This window comes from Petropleomorpha daqingensis, assembly GCF_013408985.1.
GTDB lineage: Bacteria > Actinomycetota > Actinomycetes > Mycobacteriales > Geodermatophilaceae > Petropleomorpha > Petropleomorpha daqingensis.
Genome location: NZ_JACBZT010000001.1, coordinates 3,998,540 through 4,021,285, shown reverse-complemented (window position 1 = coordinate 4,021,285; position 22,746 = coordinate 3,998,540). Strand labels below are relative to the sequence as shown.

24 protein-coding genes are annotated in these 22,746 nt (G+C 73.2%); 14 read left to right on the top strand and 10 right to left on the bottom strand.

Annotated elements, in window-relative coordinates:
* Window positions 1-3: 3 nt before the first annotated feature.
* From GGQ55_RS27250 to GGQ55_RS19925, 4 genes are all read right to left on the bottom strand, one after another.
* A complete protein-coding gene (locus tag GGQ55_RS27250; protein ID WP_179719727.1) occupies window positions 4-327 on the bottom strand; it encodes an Rv2175c family DNA-binding protein in 324 nt (107 codons plus the stop codon).
* A gap of 137 nt (window positions 328-464) precedes the next feature.
* Window positions 465-1,328 (bottom strand): amidohydrolase family protein, encoded by an 864-nt coding sequence (locus GGQ55_RS19935; RefSeq protein ID WP_179719725.1) that lies wholly within the window; start codon window positions 1,326-1,328, stop codon window positions 465-467.
* Between the two features lies 1 nt (window position 1,329).
* Window positions 1,330-2,187, bottom strand: coding sequence for a PaaX family transcriptional regulator (locus tag GGQ55_RS19930; RefSeq protein WP_179719723.1), 858 nt, complete (start codon window positions 2,185-2,187; stop codon window positions 1,330-1,332).
* A gap of 4 nt (window positions 2,188-2,191) precedes the next feature.
* Window positions 2,192-2,782, bottom strand: a complete 591-nt coding sequence (locus tag GGQ55_RS19925) for a GNAT family N-acetyltransferase (RefSeq protein WP_179719720.1) — start codon at window positions 2,780-2,782, stop codon at window positions 2,192-2,194.
* Between the two features lie 125 nt (window positions 2,783-2,907).
* Between GGQ55_RS19925 and boxC the strand changes: the two genes are divergently transcribed.
* The 10 genes from boxC (at window position 2,908) to bfr (ending at window position 12,835) form a co-directional block, all read left to right on the top strand.
* Window positions 2,908-4,584 (top strand): 2,3-epoxybenzoyl-CoA dihydrolase, encoded by a 1,677-nt coding sequence (gene boxC, locus GGQ55_RS19920; RefSeq protein ID WP_366489789.1) that lies wholly within the window; start codon window positions 2,908-2,910, stop codon window positions 4,582-4,584.
* Between the two features lie 5 nt (window positions 4,585-4,589).
* Window positions 4,590-6,071 (top strand): benzoyl-CoA 2,3-epoxidase subunit BoxB, encoded by a 1,482-nt coding sequence (boxB, locus tag GGQ55_RS19915; RefSeq protein ID WP_179719717.1) that lies wholly within the window; start codon window positions 4,590-4,592, stop codon window positions 6,069-6,071.
* Between the two features lie 109 nt (window positions 6,072-6,180).
* Window positions 6,181-7,854, top strand: coding sequence for a benzoate-CoA ligase family protein (locus GGQ55_RS19910; protein ID WP_366489787.1), 1,674 nt, complete (start codon window positions 6,181-6,183; stop codon window positions 7,852-7,854).
* A gap of 91 nt (window positions 7,855-7,945) precedes the next feature.
* A complete protein-coding gene (gene pknB, locus GGQ55_RS19905) occupies window positions 7,946-9,943 on the top strand; it encodes a Stk1 family PASTA domain-containing Ser/Thr kinase (protein ID WP_179719715.1) in 1,998 nt (665 codons plus the stop codon).
* A gap of 2 nt (window positions 9,944-9,945) precedes the next feature.
* Entirely contained in the window at window positions 9,946-10,875 is a 930-nt protein-coding gene (locus tag GGQ55_RS19900) for a deoxyribonuclease IV (RefSeq protein WP_366489785.1), read from the top strand.
* A gap of 69 nt (window positions 10,876-10,944) precedes the next feature.
* Window positions 10,945-11,124 carry a (2Fe-2S)-binding protein gene (locus GGQ55_RS19895; RefSeq protein ID WP_179719713.1) on the top strand — a complete coding sequence of 60 codons (180 nt, stop codon included), beginning with the start codon at window positions 10,945-10,947 and terminating at the stop codon, window positions 11,122-11,124.
* A 9-nt stretch (window positions 11,125-11,133) separates the two neighbouring features.
* Window positions 11,134-11,592 carry an NUDIX domain-containing protein gene (locus GGQ55_RS19890; protein WP_179719711.1) on the top strand — a complete coding sequence of 153 codons (459 nt, stop codon included), beginning with the start codon at window positions 11,134-11,136 and terminating at the stop codon, window positions 11,590-11,592.
* Between the two features lie 11 nt (window positions 11,593-11,603).
* Window positions 11,604-12,029, top strand: coding sequence for a GyrI-like domain-containing protein (locus GGQ55_RS19885; RefSeq protein ID WP_179719709.1), 426 nt, complete (start codon window positions 11,604-11,606; stop codon window positions 12,027-12,029).
* A gap of 86 nt (window positions 12,030-12,115) precedes the next feature.
* Window positions 12,116-12,310, top strand: a complete 195-nt coding sequence (locus GGQ55_RS19880; protein WP_179719707.1) for a (2Fe-2S)-binding protein — start codon at window positions 12,116-12,118, stop codon at window positions 12,308-12,310.
* A gap of 42 nt (window positions 12,311-12,352) precedes the next feature.
* Entirely contained in the window at window positions 12,353-12,835 is a 483-nt protein-coding gene (gene bfr, locus GGQ55_RS19875; protein ID WP_179719705.1) for a bacterioferritin, read from the top strand.
* A gap of 63 nt (window positions 12,836-12,898) precedes the next feature.
* Here the strand turns inward: bfr and GGQ55_RS19870 are convergent, their stop codons facing one another.
* The 3 genes from GGQ55_RS19870 to GGQ55_RS19860 all read right to left on the bottom strand — a co-directional run bounded on the left by GGQ55_RS19870 (window position 12,899) and on the right by GGQ55_RS19860 (window position 16,538).
* Window positions 12,899-13,909, bottom strand: a complete 1,011-nt coding sequence (locus tag GGQ55_RS19870; protein WP_179719703.1) for a threonine aldolase family protein — start codon at window positions 13,907-13,909, stop codon at window positions 12,899-12,901.
* Window positions 13,910-13,980: 71 nt separating this feature from the next.
* On the bottom strand, window positions 13,981-15,318 hold the full coding sequence (locus GGQ55_RS19865) for a class II 3-deoxy-7-phosphoheptulonate synthase (RefSeq protein ID WP_179719701.1): 1,338 nt from the start codon (window positions 15,316-15,318) through the stop codon (window positions 13,981-13,983).
* Window positions 15,319-15,410: 92 nt separating this feature from the next.
* Window positions 15,411-16,538 carry a 6-phosphofructokinase gene (locus GGQ55_RS19860; RefSeq protein WP_436277836.1) on the bottom strand — a complete coding sequence of 376 codons (1,128 nt, stop codon included), beginning with the start codon at window positions 16,536-16,538 and terminating at the stop codon, window positions 15,411-15,413.
* Here GGQ55_RS19860 and GGQ55_RS19855 point away from each other — a divergent pair.
* From GGQ55_RS19855 to GGQ55_RS19845, 3 genes are read left to right on the top strand one after another with little or no spacing between them, the layout of a single operon-like run.
* Window positions 16,516-17,415, top strand: coding sequence for an SDR family oxidoreductase (locus GGQ55_RS19855; protein WP_179719698.1), 900 nt, complete (start codon window positions 16,516-16,518; stop codon window positions 17,413-17,415). The two genes, GGQ55_RS19860 and GGQ55_RS19855, sit on opposite strands and share 23 nt — an antisense overlap.
* A 58-nt stretch (window positions 17,416-17,473) precedes the next feature.
* Window positions 17,474-19,120: a cytochrome bc1 complex cytochrome b subunit gene (gene qcrB, locus GGQ55_RS19850; protein ID WP_179719696.1), complete on the top strand. Its 1,647-nt coding sequence runs from the start codon at window positions 17,474-17,476 to the stop codon at window positions 19,118-19,120.
* A gap of 47 nt (window positions 19,121-19,167) precedes the next feature.
* Complete coding sequence (locus GGQ55_RS19845; protein WP_218859353.1) at window positions 19,168-19,560, top strand: PaaI family thioesterase; 393 nt, start codon at window positions 19,168-19,170, stop codon at window positions 19,558-19,560.
* Here the strand turns inward: GGQ55_RS19845 and GGQ55_RS19840 are convergent.
* The 3 genes from GGQ55_RS19840 to GGQ55_RS19830 all read right to left on the bottom strand — a co-directional run bounded on the left by GGQ55_RS19840 (window position 19,557) and on the right by GGQ55_RS19830 (window position 21,221).
* Entirely contained in the window at window positions 19,557-20,135 is a 579-nt protein-coding gene (locus tag GGQ55_RS19840; protein ID WP_179719694.1) for a GNAT family N-acetyltransferase, read from the bottom strand. The genes GGQ55_RS19845 and GGQ55_RS19840 overlap by 4 nt on opposite strands.
* A gap of 109 nt (window positions 20,136-20,244) precedes the next feature.
* Window positions 20,245-20,739: a GNAT family N-acetyltransferase gene (locus GGQ55_RS19835; protein ID WP_179719692.1), complete on the bottom strand. Its 495-nt coding sequence runs from the start codon at window positions 20,737-20,739 to the stop codon at window positions 20,245-20,247.
* The gene (locus GGQ55_RS19830) at window positions 20,736-21,221 is read right to left on the bottom strand and encodes a polyadenylate-specific 3'-exoribonuclease AS (RefSeq protein WP_366489780.1); all 486 of its coding nucleotides are present in this window, start codon (window positions 21,219-21,221) and stop codon (window positions 20,736-20,738) included. Before GGQ55_RS19830 ends, GGQ55_RS19835 begins: the two co-directional genes overlap by 4 nt.
* Window positions 21,222-21,255: 34 nt before the next feature.
* Between GGQ55_RS19830 and glpK the strand changes: the two genes are divergently transcribed.
* Window positions 21,256-22,737: a glycerol kinase GlpK gene (glpK, locus tag GGQ55_RS19825; RefSeq protein ID WP_179719688.1), complete on the top strand. Its 1,482-nt coding sequence runs from the start codon at window positions 21,256-21,258 to the stop codon at window positions 22,735-22,737.
* Window positions 22,738-22,746 lie beyond the last annotated feature (9 nt).

The following is a 22,746-nucleotide window of genomic DNA, read 5'->3' as shown; positions in this document are numbered from 1 at the left end:
GGCCTACAGCGCCAGGGCCTGGGCGCGGCGGGTGACCTCGGTGTGCCGGTCGCCGCGCAGCGCCTCGACCGGGGTGCCGGGCAGCGACTCGTCGTCCCGGAACAGCCAGTCGAAAGCCTCCTGCTCGCTGAACCCGCCGTCGCGGAGCACGGTGAGCAGGCCCGGCAGGTGCTTGAGGACCGTCCCCTCCTTGACGAAGTCGGCGGGGATCTTGCTGTTGCCGCTGCCCGGGACCGCCATCAGCTTGCCGTCGCGGATGAGCTGTCGGACCCGGTTCGGTGAGACCCCGAGCGTCTGCGCGACCTCGGCGGGGGTGAGCGTCTCCACGGTGCGGAGCCTATGTCGACGGTGGCCCCGGGCCGGCGCCCGCCGCCCTGCCGTCGAGTGCGCACTTGCGGTCGCCCGCGCCGGCGTGCCGGCGCGTGTCGGCGACCGCAACTGCGCACTCGGCCCACGGGCGGTCCTCAGCGGGCGGGATCCAGGCCCGTGTACACCTGCAGCGCGTTGCCGCCGAGCACCAGCGGGACGACGTCGTCCGGGATGCCCAGGCCGGCCACCACCCGCGCGTTGGCCGCGGTCCCCGGCACGCCCGGCCAGTCGGTCGCGAAGATCCACTTGCGCGCCAGCCGGGCCAGGTCGAAGCGGGCGTAGTACTCGGGCAGCCGCTTCGGCGGCAGGCCGGACAGCTCGATCCACACGTTCGGCCGGGAGAGCGCGAGGAACGCCGCGGCGTCGTACCACCAGCCGCGGCCGCCGTGCGCCAGGACGACGTGCAGGTCGGGGAAGTCGCGCAGCACCGCGTCGAGCAGCAGCGGGTCGGCGTAGGCGTTGGTGGCCCCCGGGAACGTGCTGGTGCCGCAGTGCACGACCAGCGGCACCCCGCGCTCGACCAGCACCGAATAGGCCGGGTACAGCGCGGCGTCGTCGGCGCGGAAGCCGCCGTGCACCGGGTGGATCTTCAGCGCCGCCGCGCCCAGGTCGAGCTGGCGCTCCAGCTCGCGGGCGATCGGGAAGTGCAGGTGCGGGTTGACGTTGGCCACCGGCCGGAACCGGCGCGGGTTGTGCTCGACGAGCGGCAGCAGGTCGTCGAAGAGCTGGTAGCCGGTCGCCTTGGGGCTGTACTCGCAGAACAGCAGCGCGGCGTCGACGCCCTCCTCGGCGAACAGCCGGTCCAGCGCGTCGGGTCGCGGGACGCCGTCGGGGCCCCAGATCTCCTCGAGGATCCCGGGCCGGCCGAACTGCCGCGCCCACTCGATCCAGGCCGGGGCGAGCGACCCCAGCACCGGCACGTGCACGTGCGCGTCCACCAGGACGTGGCCGTCGAGCATGTCAGCGATCCTGACCGACGAGCTCGGCCCACGCGGCCTGGGCCCTCGGCGCCCAGGCCGCGTGCCGCTCGCGGAAGACCTCCGCGGCCCGGTGCCCGCTCCACCGCGGGGGCAGCAGCTCGCGCGGCAGCCCGGGGTCCAGCAGCGGGAAGCGCCGCCACTCCTGCACGAGCCGGACCTGGGCGACCAGCGCCTGCCGGTCGGTGCGCGGCCGCCGGCCGGAGACCAGGTCGAGGAAGTCCTCGTAGCGCCGCTCCAGCGCGTCGAGGTCCCAGGCGCTGCCGGCCAGCGCGCGCTCGTCGCCGACGGCACCGGCCGCCGCGACGAACGACCAGCTGCCGGCGAGCAGGTCCAGCTCCTCGAGCACCTGCCGGGCCTCGTGCTCGCGGTCGACCCGCGGCGTCACCCAGGTGGTCGCGTTGATCGAGCCGAGCCCGGCCCAGCCCAGCTGGGTGCGCAACCGCTGGCGCAGGGCCCGGGCGTTCTCGGGGACGGCGACGGTGAGCACGAGCCACCGCCCGTCCCACGCCCGCTGGTCGGAGGCGAAGCCGTAGATGCGGTCGGTGCCCTCCTTGAGCAGCCGCGTGCCGGCCTCGGTGAGCGACCAGCGGGTCTCCCGGCCCAGGCGGTGCCCGGCGATCCAGCCGCTGTCGGCGGTGCGCATGATCGCCTGCCGGGCGGCCTTCTCCGCGACGTCGAGGTCGGCGAGCAGGTCGAGCAGCGCCGCCGTCCAGACCCGCCGGCCGGCCGGCAGGACGTACTCGCCGAGGACGGTGAGCAGCAGGCTGCGCGCGCTGGCCGCGCCGAGCTCCTGGCGGCGGGTGACGAACGGCCCCTCGTCCACCTCCACGTCGGTCATGGTTTCAGAACCGGTGTTCCTCGACGTCGACGTAGCCGCCGCTCTCCTCGTGCCCCGGCCCCATCGGCTCCCCGCCGCCGGCCTCGTCCGTGCCGTGCGGACGGGCCGCGGCCCGGTCCCGCTCGGCGGCGTAGCGGGCCTGCCGCCCGGAGTCGGGCGCGACCGCGGCGCCCACGACGGGCGCGCCCACGCGCTTGCGCAGCCGGCCGTCCTCGGTGGCCGCGAACCCCTGCCCCTGCAGCCAGGCGGTCACCGCCTCCCGCTCGGGATGGGTCGGCCGGACGACGTTGACCACGTAGTTCAGCCCGCGCGCCGCGGCCTCCTGCTCGAGGTGCTCGACGACGAACGCGCCGACCCCGGAGCGCCGCTCCCCCGCGTCGACGGCGAGCAGGATCTCCGCGTCGCCCCACACGTCGTCGAGCCAGCCGTAGCCGACGACCCGGCCGTCGCGCTCCACCCGCCACCAGTCGCTGGACAGCGGCTCCCCCGGTGCCCGCGACTCCGTGCCGAACACGCCCTCCGGCACCGACGCGAGGACCCGCCGGCGGTCGTCGTCCCACCGCGGGTGGTCGTCGTGCACCCACTGCAGCGCCATCTCGCCTCCGCCCGGGCCCCGTGTCTAGGATCGTGACCTGCGCCACTTTTCTACATTCGTCGTGCACCTTGCGCAAGGTCGTGTAGCAGATCACGATGGGGCCCACCGGCACCTCTGGAGGCAGCGTGACCACCCTCGAAACGGCGCCCGAGGTCTCCTTCGACACCTCGCCCGAGCGGTACCGGCACTGGCGCCTCGCCACCGACGGCGAGATCGCGACGCTGACCCTGGACGTGGCCGAGGACGGCGGGATCGTGCCCGGCTACGAGCTGAAGATGAACAGCTACGACCTCGGCGTCGACATCGAGCTGCACGACGCAGTCCAGCGGATCCGCTTCGAGCACCCCGAGGTCAAGGCGGTCGTGGTGACCAGCGGCAAGGACCGCATGTTCTGCGCCGGCGCCAACATCAAGATGCTCGCGGCGTCCCCGCACAGCTGGAAGGTGAACTTCTGCAAGTTCACCAACGAGACCCGCAACGGCTTCGAGGACTCCTCCGCCGCCGGGCTGAAGTTCCTCGCCGCGGTCAACGGCGCCGCGGCCGGCGGCGGCTACGAGCTGGCGCTGGCCTGCGACGAGATCCTGCTGGTCGACGACAACTCCTCGGCGGTCTCGCTGCCCGAGGTCCCTCTGCTCGGCGTGCTGCCCGGCACCGGCGGGCTGACCCGGGTGGTCGACAAGCGCGGGGTACGGCGCGACCTGGCCGACCTCTTCTCCACCACCGCCGAGGGCGTCCGCGGGCAGCGGGCGGTGCAGTGGCGGCTGGTCGACGAGGTCGCCAAGGCCCGCGACTTCCCCGACGCGGCCGCCCGCCGGGCGGCCGAGCTGGCGGCGCGGTCCACCCGCCCGGGCGCGGGCGCCCAGGGCATCGCGCTGACCCCGCTGCACCGCGAGGTGGACGGCGACACCACGCGCTACGAGCACGTCCGCGTCGTCCTCGACCGCGACGCCGGCACCGCCACGATCACGGTGCTCGGCCCCACCTCCGTCCCGGGCGACGTCGAGGAGCTGCGGGCCCAGGGCGACCGGGCGTGGCTCCTGGCCGCCACCCGCGAGCTGGACGACGCGATCCTGCGGCTGCGCACCAACGAGCTGGAGATCGGCACCTGGCTGCTGCGCACCGAGGGCGACGGCGCCACCGTGGCGGCGTACGACCGGTTCCTCCTGGACAACCGGCAGGACTGGCTGGTCGCCGAGACGATCGGCTTCTACCGGCGCACCGCGAAGCGGCTGGACACCACGAGCCGCAGCCTGTTCGCGCTCATCGAGCCGGGCAGCTGCTTCGTCGGCACCCTGCTCGAGATCGCGCTGGCCGCCGACCGGCAGTACATGCTCGAGGGCCAGTTCGAGGACGACGAGCGCCCGAAGCCCCCGGCGACGATCCGGCTGGATGAGTTCAACACCGGCCTGCTGCCGATGAGCAACGACCTGACCCGCCTGCAGGTCCGCTTCGTGGGCAGCGCCGACGACCTGGCCGCCGCCGAGGCCGCGACCGGCCGGGACCTCGACGCCGCGGCGGCCGCCGAGCTGGGCCTGGTCACCGCCACCCCCGACGACATCGACTGGGAGGACGAGATCCGCCTGGTCGTCGAGGAGCGCGGAAGCTTCTCCCCCGACGCCCTGACCGGCATGGAGGCCAACCTGCGCTTCGCCGGCGCCGAGACACCCGAGACGAAGGTCTTCGGCCGGCTCACCGCCTGGCAGAACTGGATCTTCCAGCGGCCCAACGCCGCCGGCCCCGAGGGAGCGCTGCGCCGCTACGGCAGCGGCCGGCGCGCCGACTACGACAGGAAGCGGGTCTGAACGCGATGACGACGACGGAGAGCAACCCCACCGACGGCACCGTCCACGGCGAGTCGCCCGCCCCCACCGGGCCGACGTCGAAGATCGACTACAGCGAGCGGATCCCGAACAACGTCAACCTGGCCGGCGACCGGAAGCTGCAGCGGGCGCTGGAGGGCTGGCAGCCGAAGTTCCTCGACTGGTGGAAGAACCTCGGGCCCTCGATCCCGACGCACGACGTCTACCTGCGCACCGCCATCGAGGTCGGCCGCGACGGGTGGGCGCACTTCGACCGCGTGCCCATGGAGCAGTACCGCTGGGGCATCTTCCTCGCCGAGCGCGACCCCGACCGCACGATCCCGTTCGGCCAGCACAAGGGCGAGCCGGCCTGGCAGGAGGTGCCCGGCGAGTACCGCTCGGAGCTGCGCCGGCTGATCGTCATCCAGGGCGACACCGAGCCCGCGTCGGTGGAGCAGCAGCGGCACCTGGGCATGACCGCGCCGTCGCTCTACGACATGCGCAACCTCTTCCAGGTCAACGTCGAGGAGGGCCGGCACCTCTGGGCGATGGTCTACCTGCTGCAGGCCTACTTCGGCCGCGACGGCCGCGAGGAGGCCGAGGAACTGCTCAAGCGCAACTCCGGCGACTACGACTCGCCGCGCATCCTCGGCGCGTTCAACGAGGAGACGACCGACTGGCTCGCCTTCTTCATGTTCACCTACTTCACCGACCGCGACGGCAAGTACCAGCTCGGGACCCTCAAGGAGTCCGGCTTCGACCCGCTGGCCCGCACCTGCACGTTCATGCTGCGCGAGGAGGCGCACCACATGTTCGTCGGGACGACGGGCGTGCAGCGCACGGTGCAGCGGACCGCCGAGCTGATGAAGCAGCACGGCACCGACGACATCTGGGACCACGGCGGCATCCCGCTGTCGGTGATCCAGAAGTACCTGAACTTCCACTACTCGGTGTCGCTGGACCTGTTCGGCTCGGAGACCTCCTCCAACGTGGCCGCCTACTACTCCGCCGGGCTCAAGGGTCGCTGGATGGAGACCCGCCGCAAGGACGACCACCTGCTCACCGACGCGACGATGGAGATCCCGGTCGTCGAGGGCGGCGCGATCACCACCCGGACCGTGCCGATGCTGACCGCGCTCAACTACGACCTGCGCAGCGACTACTCGGCCGACTGCGGGGCCGGCGTGAAGAAGTGGAACAAGGAGCTGGAGGCCGCCGGCCTCGAGGAGCGGCTCGCGCTGCCGCACCAGGGCTTCAACCGCAAGGTCGGCGCGTTCGCCGGGCACCACGTCTCGCCCACCGGCGAGCTGATCGACGAGGCCACCTGGCAGGCGCACGCCGACGAGTGGCTGCCCACTGCCGAGGACCACGCCCGGGTCGCCGCGCTGATGGTGCCGCACTACGAGCCGGGCGAGTTCGCCGGCTGGATCTCCCCGCCGCCGGTCGGGATCAACAACCTGCCGGTCGAGTACGACTACGTGCGCTTTTGAGCCCCACTTCCAGACGATCATGAAGTTCGGGGAGCGACGCGCCGAGGATTCGCGGCGTGTTGCTTCCCGAACTTCATGATCATCGTCGAGAACGCGAAGGGACACGGCCGTGACCAGTCTCGACACCGCTCCGCCGCCGCCCGTGCCGGCGACGCCGCCAGTGACCGGCGAGCCGTTCAACGCCGCCGAGTGGCTGGTCACGCGGCACGCCCTTGCGACGCCGGACAAGCGCGCGATCACCGCGCTCGACCTCGACGGCAGCGTCCGCACGCTCAGCTACGCCGAGCTGGACGACGCCGTCCATGGGTTCGCCGCCGCCCTGCTCGGCGCCGGCGTCCGGCCCGAGGAGCGCCTGCTGCTGTGCATGGGCGACACCCCCGAGCTGCTCACCGCCTTCCTGGCCGGCCTGCGGATCGGCGCCGTCCCGGTGCCGGTGAGCACGATGCTCAAGCCGCACGACATCCGCACGCTGGCCACCGACTCCCGCGCCCGGCTGCTCGTGCTCAGCGCCGAGTTCGCCGACCTGGCGCCGGCGGTGGGCGGCAGCCGCGATCTCGCCGACGTCGTCGTCCTCACCGACGGCGACCTGCCCGACGTGCCCGGGCCCCGCGTGCACGCGTGGGCGGACTTCGTCGCGGCCGGTGCCCACCTCGTGGGTGACGTCGCCGAGCCGTACCCGACCACGGCGGACTCCCCGGCGTTCTGGCTGTACACCTCCGGGACGACGGGGACGCCGAAGGGCGCGATGCACCGGCACGGGTCGCTCCGCGACACCGCCGAGACCTACGCCCGCGACGTGCTGGCGATCGGCCCGGACGACGTCACGTTCTCGGTGGCCAAGTTCTTCTTCGCCTACGGGCTGGGCAACACGATGACCTTCCCGTTCGCCGTGGGGGCGAGCACCGTGCTCGACCGGTCCCGCCCCTCCCCTGCCCGCACGGCGCAGGTGCTGCGCGAGCACCGCCCGACGCTGTTCTTCGCCGGGCCCACCTACTACGCGGCGCTGCTGTCGGCCGGGCTGCCCGCCGACACGTTCAGCGGGGTGCGGGCCTGCGTCTCGGCCGGCGAGGCGTTCCCTGCCGCGTTGTTCGAGCGGTTCACCTCGACGTTCGGCGTCGAGATGCTCGACGGGATCGGCTCGACGGAGATGCTGCACATCTTCATCAGCGGCCGGCCGGGCCGCACGCGCGCCGGCGCGACCGGCGAGATCGTGGCCGGCTACGAGGCCAGGATCGTCGACGACGAGGGGCTGCCGGTGCCCGACGGGACGCCGGGCAACCTGTACGTGAAGGGCTCGTCGGCGGCCACGGGCTACTGGTCGCGGACGGCGGTCACCCGGCGGGTCTTCCAGGGCGAGTGGGTGCGCACCGGCGACACCTACGTGCGCAGCGCCGACGGCTACTACTCCTCGCTGGGCCGCACCGACGACATCATCAAGGCCGGCGGCATCTGGGTCTCCCCCACCGAGGTCGAGGAGCGGCTGCGCGCCCACCCCGCGGTGAACCAGGCGGTCGTCGTCTCGGTGCCGGACGCCGACGGGCTGGACAAGCCGGTCGGCTGCGTCGTCCTGGTGGCCGGGGCGAGCGCGGGCGCGGACGACCTGACGGCGTTCTGCCGCGAGGGGCTGGCCGCCTACAAGCGGCCGCGGCACATCCTGGTCTTCGACGAGCTGCCCCAGACGGCGACCGGCAAGCTGCAGCGCTTCCGGATCCGCGAACTGGCCGTCGAGCGGCTCGGCGGGGCCGCGGCACCCGACCTGACCCCTCTCACCGGGGGCGCGTGAGGGCAGGACCCTTTCGTCCCAGCCGCCCCGGCGACCACGTCCAGCGCGTGGTTCGCCGAGAGGAGCGCCTGCCGCTCCTACACTCGGGCAGGTGGACACCGCTGTGACCGACCCCGTGGTCGGTGCCACCCTCGAGGGGCGCTACCGCCTCGAGGAGCGCGTCGCCCGCGGCGGCATGTCCACCGTCTACGCCGCCACCGATCTCCGCCTGCACCGTACGGTCGCGGTCAAGATCATGGCCGACCACCTGGTCGGCGACCCGACGTTCGTCGACCGGTTCACCCGCGAGGCGCGCGCCGCGGCCATGCTCAGCCACACCAACGTGGTCTCGGTCAGCGACCAGGGCAGCGACCAGGGGCTGGTCTACCTGGTCATGGAGCTGGTCCGCGGCCGCACGCTGCGCGACCTGCTGCAAGCCCGGGGCCGGCTGACCGTCGCGGAGACCTTCGCCGTCCTCGAGCCGGTGCTGTCCGGGCTCACCGCCGCGCACCGCGCCGGGATCGTGCACCGCGACATCAAGCCGGAGAACGTCCTCATCGGCCTCGACGGCGTGGTGAAGGTGGCCGACTTCGGCCTCGCTCGCGCCATGGAGGGGCCCGGCCAGACCAGCGCCACCGGCGGCGTGCTCATCGGCACGGTCGCCTACCTCTCCCCCGAGCAGCTCGAACGCGGCAAGGCCGACGCGCGCAGCGACGTGTACGCCGCCGGCGTCGTCCTGTTCGAGATGCTCACCGGCCACCCGCCCTACGGCGGCGACACTCCGCTCGCGGTGGCCTACCAGCACGTGCACCACGACATGCCCGTGCCCTCCGCGGAGGTGCCCGGCATCCCGTGGCAGGTCGACGAGCTGGTCGCGCGGGTCACCCGGCGCGACCCCGCCGCCCGCCCGATCGACGCCGGCGCGTTCCTCGCCGAGCTGTCGGACCTGCGCGCCGACCTCGGCATCGAGCGGGTGCCGGTTCCCACCGGCCGCAGCTCGGCCGGCCCGGACACGCTGCGGCCGACCAACCGGCCGCACGCCACCCGCCCGCGGCACCCGAGCAGTCCCGGGACGCGCGACATCCGGCCCGGCACCGAGGTGCTCGGCAACTCCCGCCCGGCCAACCGCACGAGCGTGCTGGGCGCCGGCCCGACGGCCAGCGTCGCCGGCCACCGTCCCCCGGTGCGCCCGCGACCGGCCACCGGCGTGCCCGATCACGTCCGGCGGCGGCGCACCCGGCTGATCGTCGCGATCATCCTGCTGCTCGCGGTCACCATCGGCGCGGTCGGCTGGTGGCTGGGCTCGGGCCGGTGGACGACGGTGCCGCAGCTGGTCGGCAAGTCCAAGGACACCGCCATCGGGCTGCTGCAGGAGGCCGGGCTCGACCCCGACTGCTGCACCGAGCAGTTCAGCGAGGACGTCCCCGCCGGGCAGATCATCTCGGCCAAGCCGGCCAAGGGCGACGCGATCCGCGGCTCCGACGTCCACCTCGTGGTGAGCAAGGGCCCCGAGCGCTTCACCGTGCCCGCCGACCTGGTCGGCAAGACGGCCGACGAGGCGCTCGCCGCCCTCCAGCAGATGCCGCTGCAGGTGACCACGCAGGAGCGGTTCGACAACACCGTCCACGCCGGCCTGGTCAGCGGGGTCGACCCGCCCGCCGGCAGCCAGCTCAAGCGCGGCCAGGTCGTCACGGTCTTCGTGAGCAAGGGCCACGAGCCGGTCGCGATCCCCAATGTCGTCGGCTCCACGCCGGAGGCGGCGACGGCGACGCTGCAGGAGCTCGGGTTCACGGTCAAGCGCGGGGACGACGGCCGCAGCCGCGACGTCTCCCCCGGGCAGGTCATGGCGGTCGCCCCCGACCCCGGCGGCGGTCCCGTCGACTACGGCAGCACCGTGACCATCACCGTCTCCACCGGCGTCCCCCAGGTGCAGGTGCCCGACGTCCGCGGCAAGAGCGTGGACGACGCGACCAAGATCCTGACCGACCTGCACCTGAAGGTGAAGGTCAACACCTTCATCGCGGGCAACCGGGTCTACCAGCAGAGCCCGAAGCCCGGCGAGACCGTCGACGAGGGCACCGTCATCCAGCTCGCGGTGAGCTTCGGCTGATCGTGCGCACCGCGGATGCGACGCCGATCGGCGCGCAGATCCAGATCAAGGGCGGCCTGGCCAAGGGCGGCCTCGCCTACACCGACGACGTCGCCGCCCGCGCCGTCCAGGTGTTCGTGGGCAACCCGCGCGGCTGGAAGCTCACCCCCGGCGACCCGAGGCAGGACGAGGCCTTCACCGCCGGCTGCGCCGAGCGCGGCATCCCGTCGTTCATCCACACCCCGTACCTGGTCAACGTCGGCTCCCCCACCGAGGCCACCGTCGAGCAGTCGATCGCCTCGATCCGGCACAACTTGCTCCGGGGCGCCCAGCTCGGCTGCCGCGGCGTCGTCGTCCACGCGGGGTCGGCCGTCGGCGAGGACCGCTACGAGGCTGCCCTGCTGCAGCTGCGAGAGCGGCTGCTGCCGGTGCTCGAGACCCTGCCGGCCGACGGGCCGCGGCTGCTCGTCGAGCCGACCGCCGGCGGCGGGAAGTCGCTGGCCGCCACCGTGGAGGACCTCGGCCCGTACCTGGCCGCGCTCGAGCACCACCCGCTGGTCGGCGTCTGCTTCGACACCTGCCACGCCTGGGCGGCCGGCCACGACTTCACCGTGCCGGGCGGGATGACCGCGACCCTCGACGCGCTGACCGCGACCGTCGGCCCGGGTCGGCTGGCACTGGTGCACGCCAACGACTCGCTCGACGAGTGCGGCTCCAAGCGCGACCGGCACACCACGATCGGCGCCGGGTCGATCGGGGCCGAGCCGTTCCGCGAGCTGCTGGCCCACCCGTCGCTGGCCGGCGTCCCGGTCGTTGTCGAGACACCCAGCGAGCTCGACGGCTCACCATCGGCCGGGCACGCGCGCGACATCGCCCTGCTCTGCTCGCTGCGGGACTCCGCGACCGACGCCGGGACCGCCGCGACCGACGCCGGGACCGCCGCGGCCGCCTGACCGGATCGGTCACTCAGGACGTCCGGATCGGTACAGCCGTATCTGGCACCGGGTCCGACCCTCTGTGCCATGTATGTGTGCATCTGCTTCGCCGTCCGCGAGTCCGAGCTGGCCGACGTGATCGCCGGCGGCGCCCGCACCGAGGAGGAGGTCGGCGACGCCTGCGGCGCCGGCACCGGCTGCGGCACCTGCCTCGACCGCATCTGCGACCGGCTGGTCTCCGTCCTGGAGCTCGCTCCCGCCGCATAAGGTCGGCGGGTGAACGCGCTCGTGCCGGCGTCCTACGTCCTGCTCCGGCGGACCGAGGACGGCGTCGAGCGCGTGCTGCTCCAGCTGCGCCGCGGCACCGGCTACATGGACGGCCACTGGGCGGTCTCCGCCGCCGGGCACGTCGAGGCCGGCGAGGACGCCGTGGCGGCGGCCGTGCGCGAGGCCGCCGAGGAGCTCGGCGTCGTCCTCGACCGGGCCGACCTCGTCGCGCTGTGCGCGATGCACCGCACCGCCGGCCGCACCGAGCCCGGCGAGGAGCGGGTCGACTTCTTCTTCGAGTCCCGCCGGTGGACCGGCGACCCGCGGCGCGTCGAGGCGGAAAAGGCGGCGCAGCTGCGCTGGTTCGACCTGGCCGCGCTGCCCGATCCGGTGGTGCCGCACGAACTGCGCGTGCTGGAGGGGCTGCGGCGCGGCGATGTTCCCCCAGTGCTCGTCGAGGGCTTCTAGAGTCCCCCGCCGTGGACGTCGTCGTCCGGGAGGTGCCGCCGTCGCGGACGGCCGTCGTCCGGGGGCTGCTGGACCTGTCGCGGATCATGTCCTGCTTCGACGCGGTGTACGCCTACCTGCGGGGCGGCTCCACCGACGTGCGCCAGACCGGCCAGAACGTCGCGCTCTACCGGAGCGACGCGACGATGGAGATCGGGGTCGAGGTCGACCGCGGGTTCGAGCAGGTCGGCGACGTGCAGTCGTCCTCGCTGCCCGGCGGCCGGGTCGCCTCGGCGGTGCACACGACCGGGTACGGCGACCTGCACGTCACCTACGACGCGATCCGGGACTTCTGCGCGGCGCGGGGCCTCGCCACGACCGGCGACACGTGGGAGATCTACGGCGATCCCGACGAGAACGACCACGTCGACGTCGAGATCGTCGCGCTGCTCGCATGATTCCTGCCCGCAGGGCTTGGCGGGAAGGGAAGGCTGAGCTAACTTAGGACTGCCTTACCTTCCCCCGCACCTCCGGAGCGCTCCTCGTGTACGTCTGCATCTGCTTCGCCGTCAGCGAGACCCAGCTGGCAGACGTGATCGACGACGGCGCCCGCACGGAGGAGGAGGTCGGGGACGCCTGCGGCGCCGGGACCGGCTGCGGCAACTGCCTCGAGCGGATCTGCGACCGGCTGCGCGCGGCCGATCCGCTGCACGGCCTGGAGATCTCCGCCGTCGCGTGAGCCGATAGCCTCCTGGCGCAACGCTGACCGAGGAGGAGACCCATGCAGGGTGACGCGCGCGTGATCGAGCTGCTGAACGAGCAGCTGACCAGCGAGCTGACCGCCATCAACCAGTACTTCCTGCACGCGAAGATGCAGGAGAACTGGGGCTACACGAAGCTCGCGGCGCACACCCGTGCCGAGTCGATCGAGGAGATGACCCACGCGGAGCGGCTGACCGACCGCATCCTCTTCCTCGAGGGCCTGCCCAACTACCAGCGGCTGCTCGCCCTGCGGGTGGGTCAGACCGTCCGCGAGCAGTTCGAGTCGGACATGGCGATCGAGGTCGAGGTCATCGACCGGCTTCGCCCGGCGATCGGCTACTGCGAGGAGGTCGGCGACCACACCAGCAAGCGGCTGTTCGAGGAGATCCTCGCCGACGAGGAGCACCACATCGACTACCTCGAGACCCAGCTCGCGCTCATGGACCACCTCGGCGAGCAGCTCTACCTCGCCGGCCAGGTCGAGCACCCCTCCGGCGACTGAGCACGTCCCCCTGAGGTTTCGCGCGCTCAACCGTGCGCGGTTGAGCGCGCGAAACCGCGAGCGCTAGCGGCCGAGGATCGACGCCAGGACGTCGGCGGCGCGCTCGACGGCGGCCCGGTCGACGTCCAGGTGGGTCACCAGCCGCACGCGCGTGGCGCTCACCTGGCTGACCAGCACGCCCTGCGCCTTGGCGGCCTCGGCGAGCATCGGGGCCGGGACGTCGTCCAGGACCACCATGTTCGTCTCCACCGTGGCCGGGTCGGCGCCCAGCCGCTTGGCCAGCAGCTGCGCGTGCTCGTGGTCCTCGGTCAGCCGGTCGACGTGGTGGTCCAGCGCGTGCAGCCCGGCCGCGGCCAGGACGCCGACCTGCCGCATGCCGCCGCCCAGCCGCTTGCGCCACAGCCGGGCGACCGCGATCCGCTCCGCCGAGCTGACCAGCACCGAGCCGACGGGCGCGCCGAGCCCCTTCGAGAGGCAGACCGACGCGGTGTCGGCCAGCCGCCCGTAGGTGTCCAGGGCGACCCCGGAGGCGACGTGCGCGTTGAACAGCCGGGCGCCGTCCAGGTGGACGGCGACGTCGGCCTCCCGCGACCAGTTCCACAGCTTCTGCAGCTGGTCGAGCGGCTGCACGATGCCACCGCCGCGGTTGTGCGTGTTCTCGACGGCGATCGCCGCGGTGGCCGTCAGGTGCCAGTCGCCCTTCGGGCGGACCTGCGCGATCAGCGCGTCGGCGTCCAGCCGGCCGCCGTCCGACACCACGGTGCGCGTCGACAGCCCGAAGACGGCGGCCGCGGCGCCCATCTCGTAGGTGACCACGTGCGCGTCGGCGTCGGCGAGCACCTCCTGGCCGGGCTCGGCGACCAGGCGCATGCCGATCTGGTTGCCCATGGTCCCGGACGGCACGAACAGCGCCGCCTCGTGGCCCATGAGCGCGGCGACCCGCTCCTCGAGGGCGTTGACCGTCGGGTCCTCGCCGTACACGTCGTCGCCGACGTCGGCCGAGGCCATGGCGCGCCGCATCGCCTCCGTGGGACGGGTGACGGTGTCCGAACGGAGGTCGATCAAGGAGGTCATTCCGTCAGTCTTCCCGGCCCCGCTGCAGGGGCCCGCCGTGAGCTCGCGAACGGTGGGGGGCAGCGGGGTCCTTACCCACGCAGCATCTCCGCGATCAGGAAGGCCAGTTCGAGGGACTGGCCGGTGTTCAGCCGGGGGTCGCACGCGGTCTCGTAGCGGCTGTTGAGGTCCTCGTCGCTGATCTCCATCGCGCCGCCGAGGCACTCGGTGACGTCCTCGCCGGTCAGCTCGACGTGGATGCCGCCCGGCCAGGTGCCCAGCGCCCGGTGGACGTCGAAGAAGCCGAGGACCTCGTCGACGACCCGGTCGAAGTGCCGGGTCTTGTAGCCGGTCGAGGACTCGTGCGTGTTGCCGTGCATCGGGTCGCACTGCCAGACCACCAGGTGGCCGCTGGCGGTGACCTTCTCGACGATGCCGGGCAGGACGTCGCGGATCTTCCCGTTGCCCATGCGGCTGATCAGGGTGAGCCGGCCGGGCACGCCCTCGGGGTCGAGCCGCTCGACCAGCTCGACGGCCTGCTCGGGAGTCGTCGTCGGGCCGATCTTGACCCCGATCGGGTTGGCGATCCGCGAGGCGAACTCGATGTGCGCGCCGTCCATCTGCCGGGTGCGCTCCCCGACCCAGACGAAGTGCGCCGACAGGTCGTAGGGCCGGCCCTCGTGCACGCGCAGCAGCGCCCGCTCGTACTCGAGGATGAGCGCCTCGTGGCTGTTGTACAGGTCGACCGAGCGCATCTCGGAGTGGTCGATCCCGCAGGCCTTCATGAAGGCCAGGGCCCGGTCGATCTCGCGGGCGATGACCTCGTAGCGCACGCCCGCGGGGGAGCTGGCCACGAAGTCCTTGTTCCAGTCGTGAACGGCGTGCAGGTCGGCCAGGCCGCCGCGGGCGTAGGCCCGGATCATGTTCATCGCGGCCGCGGAGTTGGCGTACGCGCGGACCAGCCGGGTCGGGTCGGGGATCCGCTTCTCGAGCACCGGCTCCAGCGCGTTGACCATGTCGCCCCGGTAGGACGGCAGGCCCAGGGCGTCGAGGTCCGACGAGCGCGGCTTGGCGTACTGGCCGGCCACGCGGCCGACCTTGACCACCGGCACGCTGGCGCCGTAGGTGAGCACGATCGCCATCTGCAGCAGCGTCCGGGTGGTGCTCTGCAGGTGCGGCTCGGTGTTCAGGTCGAAGGTCTCCGCGCAGTCGCCGCCCTGCAGCAGGAACGCCTTGCCCCGCGCCACGTCGGCCAGCTGCGCCCGCAGGTGGTCGACCTCGGCGGGCGCCACGATCGGCGGCACGGTCGACAGCGTCTCCAGGACGGCGTCGAGCGCACCGGGATCGGGCCACTGCGGTTGCTGGGCAGCGGGCAGCTCCCGCCACCGGTCCAGACCGGGGACCAGCTCGGCGGGGTCGGTCAGAGTCACGCCCGTCAGCCTACGGCGAGGTGACGGGATGGAACGGCCCCCGTCCAGGGGCCCGCCCCGAGCCTGCGAGGGGTGGGGAGGACGGGGGTCCTTTATCCGAAGAACACCTCGGCCTCGGCGTACCGCTCCACCGGCACCAGCTTCAGCTGCGACGTGGCCGAGGTCAGCGGCACCCGCACGATGTCGGTGCCGCGCAGCGCCACCATCACGCCGGACTGCCCGTCGTGGACGGCGTCCACCGCGGCCAGGCCGAACCGCGTGGCCAGCACCCGGTCGAACGCCGACGGCGTCCCGCCGCGCTGGACGTGCCCGAGGACGACGGCCCGCGCCTCGCGGCCGGTGCGCTCCTCGATCAGCGAGGCCAGGGCCGCACCGATGCCGCCGAGCCGGACGTGCCCGAAGGCGTCCTTCTCCCCCGTCGCCAGCGCCAGCTCGCCGCCCTTGGGCGCCGCGCCCTCGCTGACGACGACGATCGGCGAGTAGCCCGAGGCGAAACGGTGCTGGCAGTGCTGGACGACGGCGTCGACGTCGAACGGGTGCTCGGGGATGAGGATGACGTTGGCGCCACCGGCCATGCCCGCGTGCAGCGCGATCCAGCCCGCGTGCCGGCCCATGACCTCCACGACCAGCGTGCGGTGGTGGCTGTCACCGGTGGTGTGCAGCCGGTCGATCGCCTCCATCGCGACACCGACGGCGGTGTCGAAGCCGAACGTGTAGTCGGTGGAGTCGAGGTCGTTGTCGATCGTCTTCGGGACGCCGACCACCCGGACGCCGGCCTCCGACAGCTTGGTCGCCACCCCGAGGGTGTCCTCGCCGCCGATCGGCACCAGCGCCTCGATGCCCAGGCGCTCCAGGGTGGCCAGGACGCGCTCGACCCCGCCGTCGACGCCGTAGGGGTTGGTCCGCGAGGTGCCGAGGATCGTGCCGCCGCGCGGCAGGATCCCGCGGATCGCGGCCAGGTCCAGGGGCACCGTGTCGCCCTCGAGCACCCCCCGCCAGCCGTCGCGGAAGCCGACGAAGTCGTCGCCGTGCTCGGTGATGCCCTTGCGGACCACCGCGCGGATGACCGCGTTGAGGCCGGGGCAGTCGCCGCCGCCGGTGAGGATGCCGATGCGCATGTGCCGTCCTCCGGGAAGGAACTCGAGGATGTCCGGGTTGGCCTGCGCGACATGATGCCCCAGGCGGGAGAGTGGGCCCATGACCAGGGTGATCGCAGTCACTGGAGCCACAGGAGCACTCGGTGCGCGGGTGGCCGACCGGGTGGTGGCCGGAGCGGCCGCCGCTGACGCCACGGTGCGCCTGGTCGTCCGCGATGCGACCCGGGCGCCGCGGCTACCGGGGGCCGCGATCGCGGAGTTCGCCGGTGGCTACCCGGACACCGCGGGGTTCGCCGAGGCGCTGGCCGGGGTGCACACGCTCTACCTGGTCTCCGCCGCCGAGGCGGAGGACCGGCTGGAGCAGCACTTCTCCGCCGTCCGGGCGGCCGCCGATGCCGGCGTCCAGCGCATCGTCTACACGTCCTTCCTCGGCGCCGGCCGCCCCGATCCGGTGTTCACCCTGGTCCGCCACCACCACGAGACCGAGCGGGCGATCGCCGGGACGGCCCTGCGGTGGACGGCGCTGCGGCACTCGATGTACGCCGACTTCGTGCCGTTCTTCGCCGTCCCGGAGGGCGAGGGCGCGGTGATCGCCGCCCCGGCCGGCGACGGTCGCGCGAGCTTCGTCTCCCGCGACGACCTCGCCGACGTGGGCGCCGCCGTCCTGCTCGACGACTCCGAGCAGTTCGACGGGCAGGCGCTCGACGTCACCGGGCCCGAGGCGCTGTCGCTGGCCGATGCCGCGGCGGTGCTGGCGGAGGTCATCGGGCGGCCGGTCCGCTACGAGAACCAGACGGTCGAGGAGGCCTGGGCGACCCGCCGTCCCTCCGGGCACCCCGACTGGGAGGTCGAGGGCTGGGTGACCAGCTACCTGGCCATCGCGGCCGGCGAGCTGGCGACCGTCAGCGACGTCGTCCCCCGGGTCACCGGGCACCCGGCGCTGACCGTCGGGGAGCACCTGCGCCGGCACCCCGAGGACTGGGCGCCACTGGTCCGCTGAGCCAGACGGATCAACCTTATCGGTCGCCATTCGGTTGCGTGCAACGTAGTCTCCTGCCATGGCTCGCACCGCCACGGCGCCAGGGGTCCCGACCACGCGGCTGGGCACGGCCGCCGTGGAGCTCGACGAGCGGTTCGTCGCCGCGAACTGGTTCCGCCGGACCCTCAACAAGGTCTACCCCGACCACTGGTCGTTCCTGCTCGGCGAGATCGCGCTCTACTCGTTCGTCGTCCTGCTGCTGTCCGGGACCTATCTGACGTTCTTCTTCGACGCCTCGATGCGCGAGGTCGTCTACGACGGCTCCTACGCGCCGCTCCGGGGCGTGTCGATGTCGGCGGCCTACGACTCCACGCTCGCGCTGTCGTTCGACGTCCGCGGCGGGCTGTTCATGCGCCAGCTGCACCACTGGGCGGCCCTGCTGTTCGTCGCGTCGATCATCGTCCACCTGCTGCGCATCTTCTTCACCGGCGCCTTCCGCCGGCCGCGCGAGACCAACTGGCTGATCGGCATCGGCCTGCTGGTGCTCGGCCTGCTGGAAGGGTTCGCCGGCTACTCCATGCCCGACGACCTGCTGTCGGGCACCGGCCTGCGGATCGCCTCGGCCATCATGCTGGCCATCCCGGTCGTCGGGACCTGGGTCTACTTCGCCGTCTTCGGCGGCGACTACCCGGGCGAACTGATCGTCGGCCGGCTCTACATCGTGCACGTGCTGCTGATCCCCGCGATCCTCGTCGGGCTCATCACCGTGCACCTGCTGCTGCTGATCAAGCAGAAGCACACGCAGTTCCCCGGCCCGGGGCGGACCGAGCACAACGTCGTCGGCAACCGGTTCTTCCCGGTGTTCGCCGCGAAGTCCGGCGGGCTGTTCTTCCTCGTCTTCGGCGTCTGCGCCGTCCTCGGGGGGCTCGTCCAGATCAACCCCGTGTGGCTGTGGGGCCCGTACAACCCGGCGCAGGTGTCGGCCGCCTCGCAACCGGACTGGTACATCGGCTTCCTCGACGGCTCGACCCGGCTGTTCCCCGCCTGGGACATCGAGCTCCCGGGCGACTACACGATCCCGGCCCTGTTCTGGCCGACGCTGGTGCTGCCCGGGATCATGTTCACGGTCCTCGCGCTCTACCCGGTCATCGAGCGCCGGCTCACCGGCGACACGGCCTCCCACCACCTGCTGCAGCGGCCGCGGGACGTGCCGGTGCGGACGTCGCTGGGGGCCATGGCGGTCGCGTTCTACCTGGTGCTGTTCATCTCCGGCGGCAACGACGTCATCGCGGACAAGTTCGACATCAGCCTGAACGCGATGACCTGGATCGGGCGCATCGGGCTGGTCGTCGTGCCACCCGTCGCGTACTTCGTCACCTACCGGCTGTGCATCGGGTTGGAGCGGCACGACCGCGAGGTGCTCGAGCACGGCATCGAGACCGGCGTCATCCGGCGGCTCCCGCACGGTGAGTTCGTCGAGGTGCACCAGCCGCTCGGCCCGGTCGACGAACACGGCCACGGCCGGCTGGCCTACGGCGGCGCTCCGGTGCCCAAGCGGATGAACCAGGTCGGGGGCGCCCGCCGGGCGATCAAGGGCTTCTTCTCCCCCGTCGAGTCGCCTTCCGCGGTCGACGCCGAGCAGCGCGCGGATGGTCGCGGGCTGTCGGCGGCCGAGTCCGACCGCGAGCTGAGCAGCAGCGGCCGGCCCCAGGAGCCGCGCGACTGAGGGCGGCGTACGGCAGGCTCCGGGACGCCGATCCCCGAGGAGACGACGTGCCCGAGCCTGCCGACCTGCTCGCCCTCATGCCCTTCGCCGTCACGGCGGGGATCTCCCTCGACGCCGCCGCCCCGGACGAGGTGACCGGGTCGCTGCCGTGGGCGCCGGAGCGGTGCACCGCCGGCGGCCTGATGCACGGCGGTGCGCTGATGACGCTGGCCGACTCGGTCGGGGCGGCCTGCGCGTTCCTCAACCTGCCGCCCGGGGCCTCGACGTCGACGGTCTCGTCGACGACGTCGCTGGTGCGGGGCGTGCGGTCCGGAGCGGCGCACGCGGTGGCCCGGCCGGCGCACGTCGGGCGCTCGTTCATCCTCGTCGAGGTCGAGGTCAGCGACGACGACGGCCGGCTGGTCGCGCGGACGACGCAGACCCAGGCCGTGCTCGGCTAGCGGCTGGTCGCCATCGCCCACACCCGCGGACCGCCGGCGGCCAGTTGCACCTCTCCCCGGACGGCGAACCCGTGCGCCTCGTAGAACGGCACGTTGGCGGGGTTCATGGTCTCCAGGCAGGCGACCAGGCCGTCGGCGCGGGCGGCGTCGAGCCCCGGTGCGAGCGCCTCTCCCCCGAGCCCCTGCCGCCGGGCATCCGGGTGGACGGCGAGGAAGTGCAGGTAGGCGTGCGGCTCCGGCGGCCGCAGCGGGCCGATCACGGACATGGCGCCGCCGATCTCGGCCGCGCGGGGGCCCATCAGCACGCCCATGAGCCCGGGCGTGGTCGGCAGCGAGCCGTCGTCCGCCGTGGGGCCCGTGCCGGGCCGGCGCCACATGGCCAGGGCCACCGGCTCGTCGCGGCGGACGACGTCGACCCGTCCGGCCTCGAGGTAGTGCTCGGCGAAGTGCCCGAACAGGGCCGCGCAGGCGTGCAGCCGCGAGCCGTCGTCCGGGAAGAACCACCGCATCAGCGGGTCGTCGACGAACGCCCGCGCCAGCAGCGTGCGCGCCTGCACCACGGTCAGGTCGGTCACGGCGTGCAGCCTCTCCCGCGGACGGCCCGGCCGAGAAGGCACTTCGTGCACGGCCGATCGGTGGGTCGGCGCGTGTCGCGCGCACGAACTGCCTTCTCGACCGGCGGCGTCAGGCGCGCCGTTCGAGCAGCTGGCCGGGCCAGCCGTCCACGTCGAAGGGCTGCGTGCGGGTGAAGCCGGCCGACTCGTAGAAGCGCACGAGCTTGCCGTCGTCCCCGCCGTAGCAGTCGACCCGCTGCAGGCCGATCCCCCGGGCCCGTGCCCGCTGCCACGACTCGTCGAGCAGCTGCCTGCCCGCGCCGCGCACGGCCGGATCGCTGACCAGCAGCAGCACGTAGTCCTCGGGCTCGTCGACGGCCGGGACGTAGGCGTGCGCCACGGGCCCGTGCGAGAGGGCTGCCACCGCGGCGCCGTCCCGGTCGAGCACCAGCAGCTCGCCGTCCTCGATGATCTGGCCCAGCCGCTCGACCCGGCGCTCCGAGGCCGACCACGGCTGGTCGCCCCACTGGCCGGTCCGGCCCTGGGCGACCAGCCACTCGACCGCCCGGTCCATGAGCCGGACGACGCCGGGCAGGTCGCTGCCGTCCCCGGTCCTGATCGTCACCGGCGCGTCCCCTCCATCGCCTGCCAGCGGGCGAGGTTGTAGCGGGCGTCGACGAGGGCGTCGTGCGCGTCCGCGGGCTTCGGTGGCAAAGCCGGCCGGCCCAGGTCGTCCCAGCGCTGGCGCAGCTCGCGGGTGAACCGCGGGATCTCCCGGGGCAGCGCCGGCATCGGCCCCCAGAGCTGGGCCAGGACGACGTGGTCATAGGCGGCCAGCCACGCCCAGAGCTCGATCTCCTCGCCGGGCTCGGTGAGGTAGGCCAGCAGGTCGTCGCGGATCCGATCGCGCGTGCGCCAGGCCGGATCGGCCGGCGAGGGCAGCTTGTCGAGCACGTGGCGGCGCACCCACGGGATCGCCTTGCGGTCGTCGAACTGGGTGCTCACCGCGTAGAACTCGCGACCGGTCTCGTCGACGATGCCGATCGAGACGAGGTCGATCGTCGTCCCGTCCTCGATGAACTCGGTGTCGTAGAAGTACCGGCGCACGCCGGACACGGTATTCGCCGCTAGCGTGCGACCCATGCCGGTGCTGGCCATAGACGCAGGTACGACCGGGGTGACCGCGCTGGTCGTGGGTGAGGACGGCGGCGTCCTCGCCCGCGGGTACCGCGAGTTCGCGCAGCTGTTCCCGCGCCCGGGCTGGGTCGAGCACGAGCCCGACGACATCTGGACGGCGACCGTCGCGGCCTGCCGCGAGGCGCTGGCCGGCACCGACGCGCAGCCCACCTGCATCGGCATCACCGACCAGCGGGAGACCGCCGTCGTCTGGGACCGCCGCACGCTGCGCGCCCCGCGGCCGGCGATCGTCTGGCAGGACCGCCGGACCGCGGGCATCTGCGACCGGCTGCGCGCCGAGGGCCACGAGGACCGGGTCGCCACGCTCACCGGCCTCCGGCTGGACCCCTACTTCACGGGCACGAAGTTCAGCTGGCTCGCCGCCGAGGAGCCGCGCATCTGGGAAGGCGTCCGCGATGGCTCCCTGGCGCTGGGCACCGTCGACTCCTACGTCATCGCCCGGCTGACCGGCGGCGCCCGGCACGTCACCGACCCCAGCAACGCCAGCCGCACCCTGCTCTACGACCTGGAGAAGGGCGGCTGGTCCGACGAGCTGTGCGAGCTGTTCGACGTCCCGCGCGACGCGCTGCCCGAGCTCGTGCCCAACTCCGGCGTCGTCGGCACGACCGACCCCGACTCGTTCCTGGGCCTGGAGCTGCCGATCGCCGGCATCGCCGGCGACCAGCAGGCGGCGATGTTCGGGCAGGCGTGCTACGCCCCCGGCGACACCAAGTGCACGTACGGCACCGGGTCGTTCGTGCTCACCAACACCGGGTCGACGCCGGTGCGGTCGGACGCCGGACTGCTCACCACCGTCGCCTGGGACCTCGGCGACGGGCTGGTCTACGCGCTCGAGGGCTCGATCTTCGTGACCGGCGCGGCGGTGCAGTGGCTGCGCGACGGGCTCGGGCTGATCGACTCCGCCGCCGAGACCGAGGGCCTGGCCCGGACGGTGCCCGACTCCGGCGACGTCGTCTTCGTGCCCGCGCTGACCGGGCTGGGCGCGCCGCACTGGGACCCGCACGCGCGCGGCGCCGTCCTCGGCATCACCCGCGGCACGACGCGGGCGCACCTGGTGCGGGCGACGCTGGAGGCGATCGCGTTCCAGGTGCGCGACGTCGTCGACGTGATGGTGTCCGAGGCCGGGCTGTCGGTGCCGGAGCTGTCGGCGGACGGCGGGGCGAGCGCGAACGGGCTGCTCATGCAGCTGCAGGCCGACGAGCTCGGGGTTCCGGTGCGCCGTCCGGTGGTCGCCGAGACGACGGCGCTCGGGGCGGCCTTCCTCGCCGGGCTCGGCACGGGCGTGTGGGGCTCCACGGACGAGCTGGCCGCGACCTGGACCCTCGACGCGCGCTGGGAGCCCACGCCCGGGCGCCGCGACGACGGCCGTCACGACCGATGGCGCGACGCCCTCCGCCGCGCCGGCGGCTGGACCGCGGGACTCTAGCCCGAAAAA